General features: G+C 64.0%; 16 protein-coding genes. 10 read left to right on the top strand and 6 right to left on the bottom strand.

Going from position 1 to position 18,061, the window contains the following annotated elements:
* Positions 1 to 107: 107 nt before the first annotated feature.
* Complete coding sequence (locus tag DEJ54_RS09390) at positions 108 to 1,106, bottom strand: bifunctional riboflavin kinase/FAD synthetase (protein WP_113156191.1); 999 nt, start codon at positions 1,104 to 1,106, stop codon at positions 108 to 110.
* Positions 1,107 to 1,118: 12 nt separating this feature from the next.
* Positions 1,119 to 1,979: a TIGR01459 family HAD-type hydrolase gene (locus DEJ54_RS09385; RefSeq protein WP_113154329.1), complete on the bottom strand. Its 861-nt coding sequence runs from the start codon at positions 1,977 to 1,979 to the stop codon at positions 1,119 to 1,121.
* 237 nt (positions 1,980 to 2,216) lie between these two features.
* On the opposite strand from DEJ54_RS09385, the gene DEJ54_RS09380 reads away from it, so the two are divergent.
* From DEJ54_RS09380 to hisG, 4 genes are all read left to right on the top strand, one after another.
* Entirely contained in the window at positions 2,217 to 4,148 is a 1,932-nt protein-coding gene (locus DEJ54_RS09380; RefSeq protein WP_113154328.1) for a TadE/TadG family type IV pilus assembly protein, read from the top strand.
* Between the two features lie 90 nt (positions 4,149 to 4,238).
* Positions 4,239 to 5,708, top strand: a complete 1,470-nt coding sequence (gene hisS / locus DEJ54_RS09375) for a histidine--tRNA ligase (RefSeq protein ID WP_113154327.1) — start codon at positions 4,239 to 4,241, stop codon at positions 5,706 to 5,708.
* 211 nt (positions 5,709 to 5,919) lie between these two features.
* Complete coding sequence (locus tag DEJ54_RS09365; RefSeq protein ID WP_113154326.1) at positions 5,920 to 7,041, top strand: ATP phosphoribosyltransferase regulatory subunit; 1,122 nt, start codon at positions 5,920 to 5,922, stop codon at positions 7,039 to 7,041.
* The gene (gene hisG, locus DEJ54_RS09360) at positions 7,038 to 7,730 is read left to right on the top strand and encodes an ATP phosphoribosyltransferase (protein WP_113154325.1); all 693 of its coding nucleotides are present in this window, start codon (positions 7,038 to 7,040) and stop codon (positions 7,728 to 7,730) included. The genes DEJ54_RS09365 and hisG overlap by 4 nt, the downstream gene beginning before the upstream one ends.
* 127 nt (positions 7,731 to 7,857) lie before the next feature.
* On the opposite strand, the gene DEJ54_RS09355 is transcribed toward hisG, so the two are convergent.
* The 3 genes from DEJ54_RS09355 to DEJ54_RS09345 are packed head-to-tail and all read right to left on the bottom strand — an operon-like array spanning position 7,858 to position 10,729.
* Entirely contained in the window at positions 7,858 to 9,054 is a 1,197-nt protein-coding gene (locus tag DEJ54_RS09355) for an MFS transporter (RefSeq protein ID WP_245447764.1), read from the bottom strand.
* 41 nt (positions 9,055 to 9,095) lie between these two features.
* Positions 9,096 to 9,410, bottom strand: coding sequence for a helix-turn-helix transcriptional regulator (locus DEJ54_RS09350; protein ID WP_113154323.1), 315 nt, complete (start codon positions 9,408 to 9,410; stop codon positions 9,096 to 9,098).
* Between the two features lie 59 nt (positions 9,411 to 9,469).
* Positions 9,470 to 10,729: a DNA recombination protein RmuC gene (locus DEJ54_RS09345; RefSeq protein ID WP_371685970.1), complete on the bottom strand. Its 1,260-nt coding sequence runs from the start codon at positions 10,727 to 10,729 to the stop codon at positions 9,470 to 9,472.
* Between the two features lie 209 nt (positions 10,730 to 10,938).
* Here DEJ54_RS09345 and def point away from each other — a divergent pair, with 209 nt between their 5' ends.
* From def to truA, 4 genes are all read left to right on the top strand, one after another.
* Positions 10,939 to 11,469 (top strand): peptide deformylase, encoded by a 531-nt coding sequence (gene def, locus DEJ54_RS09340; RefSeq protein WP_113154321.1) that lies wholly within the window; start codon positions 10,939 to 10,941, stop codon positions 11,467 to 11,469.
* 137 nt (positions 11,470 to 11,606) lie between these two features.
* Positions 11,607 to 12,542: a methionyl-tRNA formyltransferase gene (gene fmt / locus DEJ54_RS09335; protein WP_113154320.1), complete on the top strand. Its 936-nt coding sequence runs from the start codon at positions 11,607 to 11,609 to the stop codon at positions 12,540 to 12,542.
* Positions 12,539 to 13,042, top strand: coding sequence for a GNAT family N-acetyltransferase (locus DEJ54_RS09330; RefSeq protein WP_113154319.1), 504 nt, complete (start codon positions 12,539 to 12,541; stop codon positions 13,040 to 13,042). Before fmt ends, DEJ54_RS09330 begins: the two co-directional genes overlap by 4 nt.
* A 2-nt stretch (positions 13,043 to 13,044) precedes the next feature.
* Positions 13,045 to 13,788, top strand: coding sequence for a tRNA pseudouridine(38-40) synthase TruA (gene truA / locus DEJ54_RS09325; RefSeq protein WP_113154318.1), 744 nt, complete (start codon positions 13,045 to 13,047; stop codon positions 13,786 to 13,788).
* Positions 13,789 to 13,790: 2 nt separating this feature from the next.
* Here truA and DEJ54_RS09320 read toward each other — a convergent pair whose 3' ends face one another.
* Positions 13,791 to 14,330 carry an Lrp/AsnC family transcriptional regulator gene (locus DEJ54_RS09320; protein WP_113154317.1) on the bottom strand — a complete coding sequence of 180 codons (540 nt, stop codon included), beginning with the start codon at positions 14,328 to 14,330 and terminating at the stop codon, positions 13,791 to 13,793.
* A gap of 51 nt (positions 14,331 to 14,381) precedes the next feature.
* On the opposite strand from DEJ54_RS09320, the gene DEJ54_RS09315 reads away from it, so the two are divergent.
* Positions 14,382 to 15,557, top strand: coding sequence for an MFS transporter (locus DEJ54_RS09315; protein WP_113154316.1), 1,176 nt, complete (start codon positions 14,382 to 14,384; stop codon positions 15,555 to 15,557).
* A gap of 74 nt (positions 15,558 to 15,631) precedes the next feature.
* Complete coding sequence (locus DEJ54_RS09310) at positions 15,632 to 18,028, top strand: DUF3772 domain-containing protein (RefSeq protein WP_113154315.1); 2,397 nt, start codon at positions 15,632 to 15,634, stop codon at positions 18,026 to 18,028.
* Positions 18,029 to 18,061: the final 33 nt, after the last annotated feature.

The following is an 18,061-nucleotide window of genomic DNA, read 5'->3' as shown; positions in this document are numbered from 1 at the left end:
GAAGGCCGGGCCAATAATTCGTATGGCAATCGGTATGAAACCGGCGCGTGTCATCATGGGAACGGCTTTTAGCCGAGGCGGGCCGAAGAATAAAGAGGCGATTGGCGTCAGCCGGCCAGCCCCTCGAACGCCAGCGCCAGATCGAGCGGCCCATGGGGTTTGACATCGCCAAGCAATGCGCGCGCTTCCGCCTCGTCGCGCTTCATCTGCGCGATCAGCGGATCAAGCCCGTCAAACTTCACCTCGCCGCGCAGAAAGCCGAACAGCGAGACCGAACAGGTTTCGCCGTAAAGATCGCCGTCGAAATCGAACAGGAAGGTTTCGAGCAACGGCGCGCCATCCTCGGTCACCGTCGGGCGGCGGCCAAAACTCGCCACCCCATTGTGCAGGCTGCCATCGGCGCGGCGAAACCGCACCGCATAGATGCCGTGGCGCAGCTCCGCATCCGGCGAGAGCGCCATATTGGCGGTGGGAAAGCCCAGCGTGCGGCCAAGCTTCTGCCCGCCGGTCACCTCTGCCTCCACCGTAAAGCGATAGCCCAGAAGCCCGGCAGCCTCCGCCACCTCGCCCCCGGCCAGAAGGCCACGGATGCGGCTTGATGAAATGACCGCCCCGCCCTCGTCGGAATAGGCGTCGACAACCGTGACGCCAAAACCATTGTCCCGTCCGGCCTCGGCCAGCACCGCCGGCGTGCCGCTGCGGTTCTTGCCAAAATGGAAATCGAAGCCCGTCACCACATGCGATATGCCGAGCCCGTCGACCAGAACCGTTTTGACAAAATCCTGCGGCGACAGGCCGGAAAAGGCACGGTCGAACGCCTGCTCGACCACGGCGTCAAAGCCCAGCGCGCCCAGAAGCCGCGCTTTCATCGGCGCGGGCGTGAGGCGAAAGAGCGGAACGTCCGGTCGAAACACCTGGCGCGGATGCGGCTCGAAAGTGAGCACCAGCGCCGGCACGTTTTCACGCGCGGCGATCTCCAGCGCAGGCTCAAGCACCGACTGGTGCCCGCGATGCACGCCATCGAAATTGCCAATGGCCACCACCCCGCCGCGCAGCGCGGCGGGCAGGCCTTTCACATCGGCAATGCGTTCGATCGGACCGGCCACGCGCAAACCCTGCTATTTGAGCCGTGGAATGGCCGCGACGGGATTGTGGCCATGGGTTTCCAGGAACGCGGCGAGGCGCTCGGCCTCCGGTCCCTGGCCATTGCCATATTCGCGCGCATGAATGCCGTCGGTAACGAACAGCACGTCGATGCCATACTGATCCGCGCCCTTCACGTCGGTCAGCACGCCATCGCCAATGGCCAGCGCCTTGTCGCGTTCAAGCTCACGTCCCATGATCTCGCCCGCCGCCTTGAACGCAGCCTCATAGATCGGGCGATGCGGCTTGCCCGCAATCAGCGTGCGTCCGCCAAGAAGACCGTAATCGCGCGCCAGCGCGCCAGCGCACCAGATGAGCCGGTCGCCACGCTCGACAATGATGTCGGGATTGGCGCAGATGAAAGGCAGATCGCGCATCCGCAGGCGCTCGAGCATCTGCGCATAATCTTCAGGCGTCTCGTTCTCATCGTCGAAAAGGCCCGTGCAAACGACGCCGGACGCCTCGAAATCCTCGACCAGCTCCACGTCGATCCCGTCAAAGATCGCATGATCGCGGTCAGGCCCGATGTAAAAAAGCCGGCGCGGGGCGCTGCGGATCAGATCGCGCGTCACATCGCCGGACGTCACCACCCGGTCCCACGCGTCATCGGGAACGCCGAGCACGCCAAGCTGCTCTTCAACGCCCTGATGCGGCCGCGGCGAATTGGTGATCAGCACCACCGCCTTGCCGGCGGCCCGCGCCCGCGATAACGCGGCGCACGCTTCGGGAAAAATGGAAACGCCGTTGTGGATCACGCCCCAGACGTCGCAGAGAACGGCATCGTAAGAGCCGGTAAGGCGGTCGAGCGTGTCGATAATCTGGGGTGCTTGCGGCATGGGGGAAATGTTCGTCTCAAGCATTGGGAGGTCCGGTGAGAAAAGCGCAGGCCCGGAATTATCGGATGCGGGCTTCACTGTCACCCGGTTTTATCACCGCACCCCGGAACTGTCACACATTCGAACAGTGCGGTTAACCTGCCGGGAACCACAAAAACCAACGCGATCGCACCAGTTACGACCGGTTAATCACTCTACGTGGATGTTTAGCCAGCACTGTAACTTGGGGTGGCACAAATGCTCAGGAATTTCGTGCATGACCGTCGCGGCAATTTCGCCATGATGACGGCGCTGATGATGGCGCCGATCATGGGTGTGACCGCGCTCGCAATCGACTACAGCCAGGTTTCCCGCCAGCGACAGATGACGCTCAACGCGCTCGACGCTGCGGGCATCGCCACGGCCCGATATCTGACGCAGGGCGCGACCGACGCCGAGGCCGAGGCCTATGCGCAGGATTTCTTCGAGGCCAACCTCGGCGGCGTGAAACCCGAAAACGCGACACTCCTGATCACCCTGCCGAACCAGAACACTGGCGGCGGGACGCTGAAGCTGGAGGCGCAGCTCAAATACGCGCCGATCTTCTATCCCGTGTTTCAGAAGCTGCGCGGAGAAAACCCGGGCGGCGACACGAAGATCGACTTCAAGGCCCAGAGCGAGGTTCGGCTCAAGAACACGCTGGAAGTCGCACTCGTGCTCGATAACTCCGGCTCCATGGGCTACACCGGCACCGGCTCCTCCGAAAAACGCCTCGCCATCCTGAAAAGCGCCGCCAAGGAACTGGTCAAGACCATCGCAAAGGAAGGCGCGCAGATGAAGCAGGTGCAAAAGCCGGTTCAGTTCGGCGTCGTGCCCTTCGCCGCTTCGGTCAATGTCGGCCCGGACAACGCAACCGCCACATGGATGGACACGGACGGCCGCTCGCCGATCCATCACGAGAATTTCGACTGGTCAACGATGGCTGCGTTCGATGCGGAAAAGCGCGTCGAACAGAGCAACGGCATTTATTACAAGCGCGGCGAAAACTGGGGCGCTGAAGCCGGCCAGAAGGTCACCCGTTTCACGCTTTACGACGACATCAAGCGCGTTACCAGCACATCAACGGACTGGGCCTATGAATGCACCCGCTTCTACAGTGACGGCTCGTGCAGACGGTATGGCTGGGTGGAGAAAACGACCCGCACGCATGGTTCGTTCGCCAGCTGGGGCGGGTGCGTGGAGATGCGGCCCTATCCGCTCAACATCAACGATGCTCCAGCCGACCGCACGAGGCCCGAAACGCTTTTCGTGCCCATGTTCGCACCGGACGAAACAGACAAGACAGACGGCAACCGTCGCCCGGCAAACAACAACTGGTGGGGTGACTTCACCAGCGGCTCCACCAGCGCGGCCTATGATCAGGCCTATATGCCGAAATACTATGACGACACATATGAAACCCGCGCCATGGGCATGGACGAAGGGCCGAATGCAAGCTGCAGCACCAAGCCCATCACGGCGCTGACCGATGTGGGCTCGACCACAGGGCTCAACACCATCTACACTGCCATCGACGCGATGGAAGCCAATGGCGCGACCAATGTGACCGAGGGGCTGGCATGGGGCTGGCGGGTCGTTTCGGGACGCGCGCCCTTCTCCGAAGGCCGCCCCGACAACGAAACGGGCAATGACAAGGTGGTCATCGTGCTGACCGATGGCGCGAACACCTATTACACGCCCGGCAGCGTGTCGGCCCAGGACTATTCGGGCTCCTATTATCGCTATGGCGGCAATGATCTGGCCGGTTCCAGATCGATCTATTCGAACTATGGCTATGTGCGAAACCGCGCTGGCAAAAGCCGCCTTTTCGATGGGGCAACCGGTGCAAGCAGCTATGACTATTCCAACGGCAACTACTCCAAAGCCATGACCTCCCATATGAGTGCGATCTGCGAGAATGCGAAGTCGGACAAAATCATGGTCATGACCGTCGCACTGGACCTTGATGCGACCGACGCCAATGAAAAAAAGCAGATCGACGCACTCAAAACCTGCTCCTCCGAGTCGCGCACCCGCAAGGACGGCAATGGCAAGCCGGTTAAGCTTTTCTGGAACGCCACCAGCGGCGATCTGGACGACGCCTTCAAGGCCATTGGCGACGAACTCTCCAACCTGCGCATTGTCGGCTGACGCCGCCCTTGCCGCTTTGGCCATGATCGGTTAGGACAGCCGCGCCCCCTTCCGGGCGCGGTTTTCTTCATTTTACGGACGGATTTCGACATGGCTAAAAAGGCTGACAAGACCCGGGCGAGGCTCCCACGCGGCTTTGTCGACCGCCATGCGAGCGACATTCGCGCCGTCGAAGAGATGAACGCGCGGATCCGAGAGGTCTATGAGCGTTATGGTTTCGACCCGATCGAGACCCCGATCTTCGAATACACCGATGCGCTGGGCAAGTTCCTGCCGGATCAGGACAGGCCCAATGAAGGCGTGTTCTCGCTGCAGGACGATGACGAGCAGTGGCTTTCGCTGCGCTACGACCTGACCGCCCCCCTGGCGCGTCACGTGGCCGAGAATTTCAACGACATCCAGCTTCCCTACCGCACCTACCGGGCGGGTTATGTGTTCCGCAACGAGAAGCCGGGACCGGGCCGTTTCCGCCAGTTCATGCAGTTCGACGCCGACACGGTGGGCGCGCCGGGCGTGGCCGCCGATGCCGAGATGTGCATGATGATGGCCGATGTGATGGAAGCGCTGGGCATTGCGCGCGGCGACTATGTGATCCGCGTCAACAACCGCAAGGTTCTCGACGGCGTGATGGAAGCCATTGGCGTTTCCGAAGACGGCCAGAAACTGACCGTGCTGCGCGCCATCGACAAGCTGGACAAGTTCGGACCGGAAGGCGTGAAACTGCTTCTCGGCCCCGGTCGCTGGGACGGCGGCAAGGAAGGCGAAGGCGACTTCACGAAGGGTGCCGGGCTGGATGATGCAAACGCACAGATCGTTCTCGACTACATCGACGGCAAGGCCGGTGGTCTCGAGAACCCGACCTTCCAGTCGGGCGCTTCCGAACTGGCGCAGATCGAAAGCCTGTGCCGCGCAGCCGGCTATGATGAGAGCCGCATCAGCATCGACCCCTCCGTCGTGCGTGGCCTCGAATATTACACCGGTCCCGTTTTCGAGGCCGAGCTGACCGCCGAAATCCCCAATGAGAAGGGCGATATCGTGCGCTTCGGCTCCGTTGGCGGTGGCGGGCGTTATGACGGGCTCGTGTCGCGCTTCCGTGGCCAGCCGGTTCCGGCAACGGGTTTCTCCATCGGCGTATCGCGCCTGATGACGGCGCTGAAGAACCTCGGCAAGCTCGGTCAGGACCCCGTACTGCCGCCCGTGCTCGTCACCGTCATGGACGGCGACACGGAAGCCATGGCGAAATACCAGCAGTTCACGCAGAAGCTGCGCGCTGCCGGCATTCGCGCCGAGATGTATCAGGGCAACTGGAAGAAATTCGGCAACCAGCTGAAATATGCCGACCGGCGCGGCAGCCCGGTCGCCATCATTCAGGGGGCGGACGAGCGCGCCAATGGCGAGATCCAGATCAAGGATCTGCTCGAAGGCAAGCGGCTCTCCGCCGAGATCGAAAGCAATGAAGAATGGCGCGAGGCGCGCGTGGCGCAGCTGACCGTCAGCGAAGACGAACTGGTGGACGCGGTGCGCAAGATGCTCGCCGCACAGGCTGGCGAGGCGGCGTGATGACAGCCGCCATCGCAAGTTTCAGCAGCGCAGCGCTCGCCCCTCACCCTTACCCTCTCCCCGCCAGCGGGGAGAGGGAGACATCAACCTTGCGGCCATCTTCCTTCTCCCCGCAGGCGGGGAGAAGGTGCCGGCAGGCGGATGAGGGGCAGCGCCGACGCCAGATATCGGGCGAAAACCTTGCCCGCAGCGTGAGGCGGGAGATCGCCCGATGACCCTGCGTGCACCCGACTTCGCCGACGAGATCGTAGCGATCTTCGAAGAACGCGATGCGGCGCTGACCGACATCGCCATCATCCAGCCGGCCGATCCGTTTCTGGACATGGCCGGCGAGGATCTGCGCCGCCGCATCTTCCTGACGGAGAGCGAGACCGGAGCCAATCTTTGCCTCAGGCCGGAATTCACCATTCCCGTCTGCCGCGACCACATCGACAAGCGCGCCGCCACGCCGCAGCGCTATGCCTATCTGGGCGAGGTGTTCCGCCAGCAGCGCGAAGGCGGTGCGGAATTCCTTCAGGCAGGCATCGAGGATCTGGGCACAAGCGACCGGGCGGGAGCAGATGCGCGTTCGCTGGCCGATGCGCATGCGCTTCTGGCGCGCGTTCTGCCGGGCGAGACACTGTCTGTGACGCTTGGCGATCAGGCGGTGTTTGAAGCGGTGCTGGCGGCCCTTGGCCTGCCGCGCGGCTGGCAGATGCGCCTCACCCGCGCCTTCGGCTCGCAGACGCTTTTGCAGGCGGCGCTCGACGACCTCGCCAACCCGCAGGGCACGGCCAATCTGCCGCGCGCGATTGCCGGTCTTGTGGCGCGGGGCGATGAGGCAGCCCTTGCCGAACATGTCGGCACGGTCATGGAAGAGACCGGCCTTTCGCCATCCGCCGGGCGCACGCCCGAAGAGATCGCCCGCCGCCTGATCGAAAAGGCCGAGCTGCGCAGCGTGCGGCTGACGGACGAGGCGATGAGCGCGCTCAAGGCGTTCGTCTCCCTGCGCGTGCCCTTTGCCGAGGCCGGCGAACGGCTTTCGGCCTTCGCCGCCGACAACGGGCTCATCCTCGACGACGCGCTCGAAACCTTTGCAGCGCGTGCCGAGCGCATCGAGGCCGAGGGCCTGCCGCTCGACGCACTGACCTATGACGCCGGCTTTGGCCGCCCGCTCGATTACTACACCGGTTTCGTGTTCGAGATCGCCGCTTCGGATGCAGTGCAGCCGCTAGCCGGTGGCGGACGCTATGACCGGCTCCTGACGCTTCTGGGCGCAGAGACGCCCATTCCCGGCGTCGGCTTTTCCATCTGGCTCGATCGCGTTGCAGCACTCAGGGAGACGGCGGCATGAGCATCACCCTCGCCCTGCCCTCCAAGGGCCGCCTCAAGGAAAATGCGCTGGCGCAGCTCGAAAAGGCCGGCCTGACCGTTCACCTGCCGGAAAACGACCGCAGCTACCGCGCGACGCTGGAAGGCGTCGACGGGGTGGAGATCGCGTTCCTTTCCGCATCCGAAATCGCCCGTGAGCTGGAGCGCGGCACGGTCGACCTCGGCGTGACCGGCGAAGACCTGGTGCGCGAAACCATTCCCGACTGGGAACGCAAGGTGGAGATCGCCGCGCGGCTGGGCTTCGGCCGGGCAGACGTGGTGGTTGCGGTGCCGGAAGTCTGGTTCGACGTGGCGACCATGGCCGATCTGGACGATGTGGCCGCCGATTTCCGCCACCGTCACGGACGCCGCCTGCGGATTGCCACGAAATACTGGCGGCTGACGCAGCAGTTCTTCTCGCAGAAGCACGGCATTCAGGTCTACCGCATCGTGGAGAGCCTCGGCGCGACCGAAGGTGCGCCGGCAGCCGGTTCCGCCGACATCATCGTCGACATCACCTCGACCGGCTCGACGCTCGACGCCAATCACCTGAAGGTGCTCGACGATGGCGTGATCCTGCGTTCCGAAGCCTGCCTCGTGGCAGCGCTGCGCGAGCGTCCGGCAGCCGACGCCGCGGCGCTGGAAGCGTTGACGGCCCGCTTCTCGGTCTAGAGTTCTTGCGCAATTCCGGACGGAAAACCGGTGCCCGCTTTTCCTGGAATTGCTCTGGACATTTCACAGCCAGAGATTTTTCCCGTTTTCGCGAGAATTCGGGAAAAATCGCGGGAATTCGCTCGTTTTAGTGCGTTTTCGGAAATTTTGGACGGGCCATGAAAGAGGCCGTCCAGAACGCCCCCACCATAACCAGCGTGGCCGCGAAGGCGAGCATCAGATAGAGATCATAGCCGCCGCTTGCCGCCCACAGCGCGGCGACGCCCAGCGGGGCCAGCGCCTCGATCGTGCGTGACGGCGTGATGAGCGCGCCGTTGATCGCGCCATAGGCCTCGCGGCTCAGCATTTCGGGAACGGCAAGGCCGCGCACAATGGTCATCATGCCATTGGCTGCGCCGTAAACGGCTGCAATCGCCGCGATCAGAAGCACGTGCGGCGGCGCGAAAGCATAGCCCAGAAGCACCAGCGGAAACACCGCGACCATGGCAGCGCCGATGAGGCGTACGGGCGCATTGGGCGCAAACGTCCAGATCACGATGCGGCCAGCCACCTGCGCCGGGCCGATGACCGCGACGATGCTCACCACTTCGGCGGCACTCAGCCCCCGCTCCAGAAGCAGCGGATAGATGTGGAAGCTCAGGCTGGAGAACACCCCGGCGTAAAGCACCAGGAACAGCGCCAGCGCCCAGAACACTGGCTGACGAAACGCCCAGAACACCGCTTCGCGCCCGTTCATGACCGGCCGCGCGCCTTCGGCTGCCGGCTCCTTCGGCCTGTCGCGGGCAGGATCGATCACCGCGAAATAGAGGCTCGCGCACACAAAGGCGTTGATCCCGCCCAGCACCATCAGCGCACCGCGCCAGCCAAGCGTCGCGATGAGCCATTGCACCAGCGGCACGAAAACCGTGCTGGCAAAGCCGCCCCACAGGGTGAGCGCGGTGATGGCGCGCCGCGCCTCAAGCGCACCGACACGGCGGGCCAGCACCGCAAAGGCCGGCTCGTAAAGCGTTGCCGCCTGAAGCCCGCCGAGAAGCGGCACAACCACATAGAAGAAGGCGATGCTGTCGACCTGCGACCACAGGAGATAGAGGAGCCCCGCCGTCAGCGATGCGCCGCTCATGACCCAGCGCCCATAGCCCCGGTCGATGGCCGCGCCAACCGGATAGGCGGCGAAGGCTGCCAGAAGAAGCCCCGCCGTCGCACCGCCGTAAAGAAGCGGCTTCGACCAGCCGAGTTCGATGCGCATGGCTTCGGCAATGAGCGGGAAACTGTAGAAGATCGAGCCCCAGGAACAGATCTGCGCGATGCCGAGCGCCGTAATCATGCGCCTGTATCCAGGCTCAGCGGTCCGGGCGCGCGCCATCGTCAATTTTCCCCGGAGCTCTGGGGCTGGCAGCTTTCGACACAGCATTCGTCCACGAGATAACCGATCAGTGCGTGCATCGCCGGGTAGTGCGCCCGGCAGATCAGCGTGGTGCCCTGCCGCTCGCGCGTGATGAGGCCGGTTTCCAGAAGCTTCTTGCAATGATGCGAGAGGGTGGAGGCGGGCATGGAAAGCCGCTCCTGCAACCCGCCGACGGGCATGCCCTCGCCACCCGCACGCACAAGCATGCGGTAGATGCGCAACCGCACCGGATTGCCGAGCGCTTCAAGCTGGGAGGATGCGGTTTCAAGTTCCATGGTACGGACGCCTAAATCCCAGCGCCCGCACTGTCAATCTTATTTCGAAAATATTCGAACTATTCATCCACGACGCGCAGGCGTAGCTGGCCGGAGCCGGGACCGCCCTCGCCGGTCGGCGGTTTTGGCGCAAGGCGATTGTCGTCCTTTGCCGGTTTCTCCGCCTCACCCGCGCCCAGTTCCAGCGCCTCGATCTTCTCGCCGCGCCTGGTGACTTTGTCGGTCGAGGTCAGGATCTGATCGATGTCGCGATTGGCCTGCATGAAGTGGGTCTGCAGCTTGCGCACCCTTTCATCAAGCCGGCCCACATCCTGCATCAGCCGCACCACCTCGGCCTGAATCAGATGCGCCTGCTCACGCATGCGCGCATCCTTGAGCACTGCCTGAATCACCTGGATCGACAGCATGAGCAGCGACGGGGAAACGATCACCACGCGGGCGCGGTGGGCGCGCTGAACGAGGTTTTCGAAATTCTCGTGGATCTCGGCGAAGATCGACTCCGACGGCACGAACATGAACGCCGTGTCCTGCGTTTCGCCAGTGAGAAGATACTTTTCCGAAATCGCCCTGATATGCACATCGATATCGCGCCGGAACGCCGCCTCCGCCCCCTTGCGCGCTTCGGGACTGCCGCCCTCGCCTTCCGAGGCGGCGCGAATGGCGTTCCACGCCTCAAGCGGAAACTTGGCGTCGATCACCAGCGAAGGCGCGTCATTGGGCATCTTCACCACGCAGTCGGGCCGGCTGCCATTGGAAAGCGTGGCCTGAAACTCATAGGCCCCATGCGGCAGACCGTCGGCAATGATCGCCTCCATACGCGACTGGCCGAACGCCCCGCGCGTCTGCTTGTTGGAGAGGATCTGCTGGAGCTGCACCACCTGTCCGGCAAGCGACTGGATGTTGTTCTGTGCGGTATCGATGACTGCCAGCCGCTCCTGCAGCTTCGCCAGATTCTCATGTGTCGACTTGGTTTGCTGGTTAATGGACTGGCCAAGGCGCGTGCTCATGCCATCAAGCCGCTCCGACAGGGCGCGGGTGAGCTCGGCCTGCCGGTTGCCGAACACTTCGGCAATCGACCCCATGCGCCCCTGCAACTCGGCCTGCGCCCGTGTGAGCTCGACCATGCGCGCCTCGGCCTCGCGGGCATGTTGCGCCGCTTCCGCGGCTGCGACCGCGCGCGCCCGTGCAGCACGCCAGAGCCCGGCGATCAGCAGGACCATCAGACCGAAGAGCAGAGCGCCGCCAGCCAGTAAAAGCTGCCCCAGCGTGAAGGTGCTCGCGCCGAGCTGCGCCACCGGTGCTGCGAAAATGTCGGACATCTGCTTTATCCCGCCATGTTGGAAGCATGGGACCGAAAGGTGAAAACCGGGTTCGGCTATTCCGATGCTCGCTCAATAATTTGGATCATCCTTTGCGCGTCCGAACGGGACACAGGGCGATCTGGTGGATTCGGGATAGCATTATAAGATCAAAACGTGAACAGGCATTGTGTATTGACGTTCCGCCGGTCAGGGCTTACCTGACAGCCATGACCATCAAACCGCTTGTTCTTCTTCCGGACCCGATCCTGCGCGAAACCTCCAAATCGGTGGAGCGCTTTGACGATCAGTTGCGCACATTCGCCGACGACATGCTGGCGACCATGTATGACGCGCCGGGCATCGGCCTTGCCGCCATTCAGGTTGGCGAGCCGCTTCGCATGCTGGTGATCGACGTTGCCGAGAAGGACGAAGAGCCGGCTCCGCTCGTGGTCATCAACCCCGAAATCGTGGCCAGCACCGATGCGCGCAACGTGCATGAGGAAGGCTGCCTTTCCATTCCCGATTACTATGCCGAGGTGGAACGCCCGGCCGGTGTGACGGTGAACTACTTCGATGTCGACGGCAAAGAGCAGACGGTGGAGGCCGACGGCCTGCTCGCCACCTGCCTGCAGCACGAGATCGACCACCTGAACGGCGTTCTGTTCATCGACTATCTGTCGAAGCTGAAGCGCGACATGGTGGTGCGCAAGTTCAGGAAACTCGCCAAGGATCGGCCGCCCGCGCGCATGGTCGGCTGACGCCGCCCCTCTCCTGCCGCGACCGATACGGGCATTTCAGCCTGCGGGGCTTGACCTTCAACCGGTAAATCCGCTTCAAGCACCCGCATGGGCGCTGATGCGCTCATTTCGTTTACTGGACGCATCGGACACGCGGCATGGCACTTCGTCTCATCTTCATGGGCACACCGGATTTCTCGGTCGCCACCCTTCAGGCGCTGGCCGGGGCCGGTCACGAAATCGTGGCCGTCTACTCCCAGCCGCCGCGCCCCGCCGGACGGCGCGGGCTTGAGCTGACCAAATCGCCCGTGCACCGCGCCGCCGAGGAACTGGGCATCGAGGCGCGCACACCGAAATCGCTGAAGAGCGAGGAAGAACAGGCAGAATTCAGCGCACTCAATGCGGATGCGGCGATTGTCGTTGCCTATGGCCTGCTGCTGCCCAAAGCCATTCTGGAAGGCACGCGCCTTGGCTGCTTCAACGGCCATGCGTCGCTTCTGCCGCGCTGGCGCGGCGCGGCTCCGATCCAGCGTGCGATCATGGCCGGCGATGCAGAAACCGGCATGATGGTGATGAAGATGGACGAGGGGCTGGACACCGGCCCCGTCGCCATGACGGAGCGCCTTGCCATCACCCCCGACATGACCGGCGGCGAACTGCATGACGCCATGCGCGAAACAGGCGCGGCGCTGATGGTGAAGGCGATGGATGCGCTTGAGAAAGGCGCGCTTGAACTCACGCCGCAGCCCGAAGACGGCGCGACCTATGCCAGAAAGATCCTCAAGGACGAGACGCGGGTGGACTGGTCCCGTCCCGCGAAGGAAGTGCACGATCACATTCGCGGGCTCTCGCCCTTCCCCGGCGCATGGTGCGAAATGCAGTTCGGCAGCAAGCCGGAACGCGTGAAACTTTTGCGCACGGTTCTTTCCAGCGGCGAAGGCGCGCCCGGTGAGGCGCTGGACGACACGCTGACGATTGCCTGCGGCGATGGCGCAGTGCGGCTGAGCGAAGTGCAGCGCGCCGGTGGCAAACCGATGAAGGCGGTGGACTTCCTGCGCGGCGCGAAGCTCGAGAAGGGAACCGTGCTCCCATGAGCGCCATCACCATCCGCCCGGAGACTGAGGCCGACCGCGATGCGGTTCATGCCCTGCTGACCGCCGCCTTTGACGGCGATGGCGAGGCCGGGCTTGTTACGGCCCTTCACGAGGCGGGTGACGCCGTGCTGGCGCTGGTGGCCGAAGCCGATGACGGCGCGATCTGCGGTCATGTGCTTTTCTCGCGCTTGACCGTCGAGAGTGACGGCGACAGCTTTCCGGCAGTTGCGCTCGCGCCGCTTGCCGTTCTGCCGGAGCACCAGCGGCAGGGCATTGGCGCACAGCTTGTCGAGGAAGCGCATCGGCGTCTCAGAGCTGCCGGCGAGACGCTTTCCATCGTGCTTGGCGAGCCGGCCTATTACGGACGTTTCGGCTACACGCATGAGGATGCAGCCGCCTTCGACAGCGACTACCAGTGCGCGGCGCTGCAGGCCGCCCTTTGGGGCGAGACACCAACAACAGGACGGCTGGTCTACGCACCGGCCTTTGGCGGGCTCTGACCATGGCGCGTTTTCGCATCGACATCGAATATGATGGCGGCCCCTATTTCGGCTGGCAGCGTCAGGCGACGCATCATTCGGTGCAGGCCGCGCTGGAGAACGCCATTCTGGCCTTTTCCGGTGAGACGGTTACGCTGTTTGGCGCAGGACGCACCGACACCGGCGTGCATGCGCTGGCGCAGGTGGCCCACTTCAACCTGACGCGCGAATGGACCGCGCGCACAGTGCAGAACGCCATCAATGCGCGGCTGGCCATGGCCAAGGAAACCGTGGCTGTGATCGAGGCCGCCGAGGTGGCCGACGATTTCGACGCCCGGTTTTCCGCCAGGGCGCGCCATTATCTCTATCGCATTCACAACCGCCGACCGCCGCTGACGGTGGACCGCGCCCATGCCTGGCATGTGGCCGCGCCGCTGGATGTGGACGCCATGAACGAGGCGGCGCAGCGGCTGATCGGCACGCATGACTTCACCACGTTCCGCGCGGCCCAGTGCCAGGCGAAGAGCCCGATCAAGACGCTGGAAAAGCTGGAGGTGACCCGTGACGGCGCGTTTGTGGAAATCCGCGCCTCGGCCCGCTCCTTCCTGCACAATCAGGTGCGCTCCTTCGCCGGAACGCTGAAGCGTGTAGGCGAAGGCGGCTGGGACGCAGACGCGGTGACGCGGGCGCTGGAAGCGCGCGACCGCAAGGCCTGCGGCCCGGTGGCGCCGCCGCACGGGCTCTATCTGACGCAGGTGGACTACTAGGGTCAGACAATCTCGGCGGGCCGTGCGGCTTTCGGCACCGGCCAGGATGGCGTGATGCCCGGTTGCGGCGGGCGCTCCAGATAGGTGGAGAGCACCACATAGCTGCGTGTCGCCTTGACGCCGGGCGTGTCGTAGAGCCGGGCAAGAAGCCCTTCGAGCGCGCGCGTGGAAGCGGCCCGCACCTTCAGGAGCATGCAGGCGTCTCCCGCCACCGAATGCACTTCCTCCACCTCGGGACATTCGGCAATCGCCATCAGCGCCGGTGTCTTGCCCCAGCCGCTTGTGTCCACATGGATGAAGGCCAGCAGCCCCTTGCCCACCACGCCGGGATCGATGAGCGCGGCCATCCGGCGGATCGCGCCGCTTTTCTTCAACCGTTTCACGCGCTCATGCGCGGCGGGTGCGGAAAGGCCGACGCGCTTGCCCAGCTCCGCGTAGCTGACCGTCGCGTCTTCGACCAGGACGGCTAATATTTTTCGGTCCATGGGGTCGAGAAGCTGGGTTGCGGAGGCCAGCGCGTGAATATCATCTGTTTCTTTCATGGTTCGGCAAATTCCGATTGAAGCTTAATTTGGTTCGGACATTATGCGCATATGTCGAAGCTCAATCAAACACCTGTCGATGGCGACCTGGCGCTTGCGCTGGACACGCGCATTCCGCCAACGGTCTTTCTGCTCACCGGCTGCGTGGCGGTGATCGGCTGCAATTCGCTTGTTCTTTCGCCCATCGCGCCGGAAGTGTCGCGCTCACTTGGCGCGTCGGTTCAGGGCGTCATGATCGCCTCGGCGGCGTTCGGTCTTGGCACGGCGGGCAGCGCCCTTTTCCTTGCCCGCCACATCGACCGGCTGGGCGCGTGGCGCATGCTGCGAATGGCTTTTGCCGTTCTGGCGTTCGCGCTGGGCGTGAGCGCCGTCGCGCCTCTGCTGGCCGTTCTGGTGGCGGCGCAGCTCGTCGCGGGCCTTGCGGCAGGCATCGCGCTGCCGGCGATCTACACCAATGCGGCGACGGTGGCTCCGGCGGGACGCGAGACCGAAACGGTCGGCATCGTCCTGACCGGCTGGACGCTGAGCCTCGTGGCGGGCGTCTCCCTTTCGGCGGTTCTGGCGGACATGCTGCACTGGCGCGCGGTGTTTGCGCTGGTCTGCCTTCTGGCAGTGGGCGCATTTCTCGTGCTCGCCTTCAACGGACGCCGGGACACGCTTTCCGAGGAGCCCGCCATGGCCCCGCTGGCGGCCCTGCGCACGCCGGGGCTCGTGCCGCTGCTTCTGGCCTGCGGCGCGTTCATGGGCTCCTTCTATGGCGTCTACGCCTATGTCGGCGACCATCTGGCCAATGCGCTCGGCAAGCCGGTCAGCGCCAACGGGCTGCTGACGCTGGTCTACGGGCTCGGTTTCGGGGCGGCGGTTCTGCTCGACAGGCCGGTGCAGAATCTGGGCGTCCGCAATCTCCTGCCTTTCGCCTTCGCCTTTGTGGCGGCGGTCTATCTGGCGATCCTTTGGGGTGCGGACAGTTTCGAGACCCTGCTCGCCGTTGCCTTCGTCTGGGGACTGGCGAACCATCTGGGCCTCAACATGCTGATTGTCCGGTTGACCGGCATCGCGCCCACGCGCCGGGGCGCGATCATGGGACTGAACAGCGCCACGACCTATATCGCCGCCTTTGCCGGGACGCTCGCTTTCGGGCCGATCTATGCGGGGTTCGGGCTTGGAGCGACGGCGGCAGTGGCCGCGCTTCTGATGCTGTTTGCGGCCATCGCCGCTGCGCGCTGACCGGGGGCCGCGCCTTGTTCATGGTCCCGATTGCGGGCACTATGCCCTGACTGCATTCGCAATCGGGGTACGCCATGCATCGATTTTGGACCGGGTTCCTGATCCTTCTTCTGCTCGTCACCCCCATCCGGACAGCCGCCGCACAGGTGCAGACCGACACGCCGCCGGACATCGACACGCTGATGATAAGGTGGGATGCTTCGGCCGCCCGCGCGGAAGAAGCGCTCAGAAACCGGCGGGCTTCCACCGATGCGCTTGAGGCGCTGAGGACCGAAATTGCAGGGCAGCGCACAGAAGCGTTCGAGATTATCGAGCGCGGCGACATTCTCACGCTCACCCTGCAGGCGCAGCTTGATGCGCTCGGCCCGCCGCCGGCGGACGGCGCGGAGGAAACACCCGCCATCACCGCCCGCCGCGCCGAGCTGACGGAAGCGTTCGACGCCGCCAATAAGCCGATCCTTGCCGCAAAACAGGCCTTCAGCCGCGCCGAAGTTCTGATCGACGAGATCGACAAGCTGATACGCGCGCGCCAGCGAACGGACCTGTTCGAGCGCATTCCCTCGCCGCTTGTGCCAACCCGCTGGCTGCCCGCCTTTGCAGAGCTGGGCGACTATCTGAGTGGCGTTGCAAGCGAGGTTTCCGGCGCAGTGCGCGACCCGACGCGCGGCCTGCTTTCGCGCCAGCGCATCCCAATCGCGCTGGCGCTTTTCGGCGGCAGTCTGGTGATGCTGCTGGCGATCCAGCCATTCATTCTGCGCCGGATGGATGCCGGGGTGAATGCCGCGATTCGCCCGATCCGACGCAACCTGCTGCTCGGCCTTTCACTGGCGCTCCGCTTCATTCTGCCGCTGATTGCCGGCCTGCTCTTCTTCGGCGCATTCGCCAGCCTCGGGCTGACGCTCTATGAAGGGCGCTCGCTCAACACGATTGCGCTTACGCTGCCCATGTTGCTGGTGTTCTCATACTGGCTGGGCCATGCGCTTTTCGCCCCCACCCTGCCCGGTTTTCGCTTTGTTGAAATGTCCGACAGGGCGGCCCGGACCGCGACCCGTATCTGCTTGGGACTCGGCGGCATGCTGGCGCTGGAAATCATGCTGGAGCAGATGGAGAAGGACTACAGTTTTGCGCCGGAAACACGCTCTGTTCTGGCAACCACGGTGGTCCTTCTGGGAAGCCTGCTCCTGTGGAGACTGGCTTCGCTTCTGGCCAGAGCGGACAAACCGCCGGAAGAATCCACCGCGCGCACAGATGCGGACCATGAGGACGCCACGGCGTTTCATCCCCGCGCGCTGATCGCCTATCTGATCCGCCTTGCCGCCATTGCCGCCGTCGTTTTTTCCCTTGCGGGCTATGTGGAAATCGCCCGCGATGCGCTCGGTCCCATGATCCGCTCGCTCGGCCTGCTTGGCGTGGCGCTTGCCGTCTACCGGCTGCTTGTCACGGCCTCGCACATCGCGGTTCGCGAGGAGAAGGCCGTCTCCTCGCTGATGCCTTTTGCTGCCGCCACCATCGTGGCGCTTGCCACGCTGCCGCTGTTCGCCCTGATCTGGGGCGCGCGGGAGGCCGACATCTCCGATGTCTGGATCCTGCTGACCGAGGGTGTCGAGTTCGGCGGCACCCGAATTTCATTCGGCGTGGTGGTGATGCTCGTCGCCATCTTCGTGATCGGCGTGATCCTGACGCGCTGGCTTCAGCGCATGCTGAGCACGACCGTTCTGCCCAAGACACGCCTCGACAGCGGCGGGCGCAATGCGGTGGTGACCGGGCTTGGCTATGTGGGCATCACGCTATCCGCGCTGATCGCGGTGTCGACAGCCGGGCTGGACCTTTCGAGCATCACCATCGTTGCCGGCGCGCTTTCGGTGGGCATCGGCTTTGGCCTGCAGGCCATCGTGTCGAACTTCATTTCAGGCATCATTCTCCTGATCGAGCGGCCCATCAAGGAAGGCGACTGGATCGAGGTGGCCGGCAACTCAGGCATCGTGCGCAAGATCTCCGTGCGTTCCACCCGCATCGAAACCTTCGACCGGCATGAGGTGATCGTGCCCAATGCAGACCTGATCGCCGGCACCGTGACCAACATGACCCTGAGCAGCCACACGGGGCGGCTGATCGTGCCGGTGGGTGTCGCCTATGGCAGCGATCTGGAAAAGACGCGCGAAATCCTTTTGGAGAAAGCGCGGGCGCACCGGCTGGTGCTGAAATATCCGGAACCGGTGGTGCTGTTCATGGGGCTCGGCGAAAGCTCCCTCGACTTCGAGCTGCGCTGCTTCGTCAACGACGTCTATTCGGTGCTGTCGGCCAGATCGGATCTCCTGTTCGAGATCTACAGGGCGCTGAGCGAAGCAGGCATCGAGATACCCTTCCCGCAACGCGATGTGAGCCTGCGCAATGTGGGAGACATTGTCGAAGCGGTGACATCCAGACGCGATGGCGGACAAGCGCCGAAACCCGCGCCCGACCCTGCCTAGGGTCAGGACCCTAGAAAGGCTTCACGGGCTGCT

Source organism: Nitratireductor sp. OM-1 (genome assembly GCF_003296175.1).
GTDB lineage: Bacteria > Pseudomonadota > Alphaproteobacteria > Rhizobiales > Rhizobiaceae > Nitratireductor > Nitratireductor aquimarinus.
This window is presented reverse-complemented; position numbering and strand designations above follow the sequence as displayed.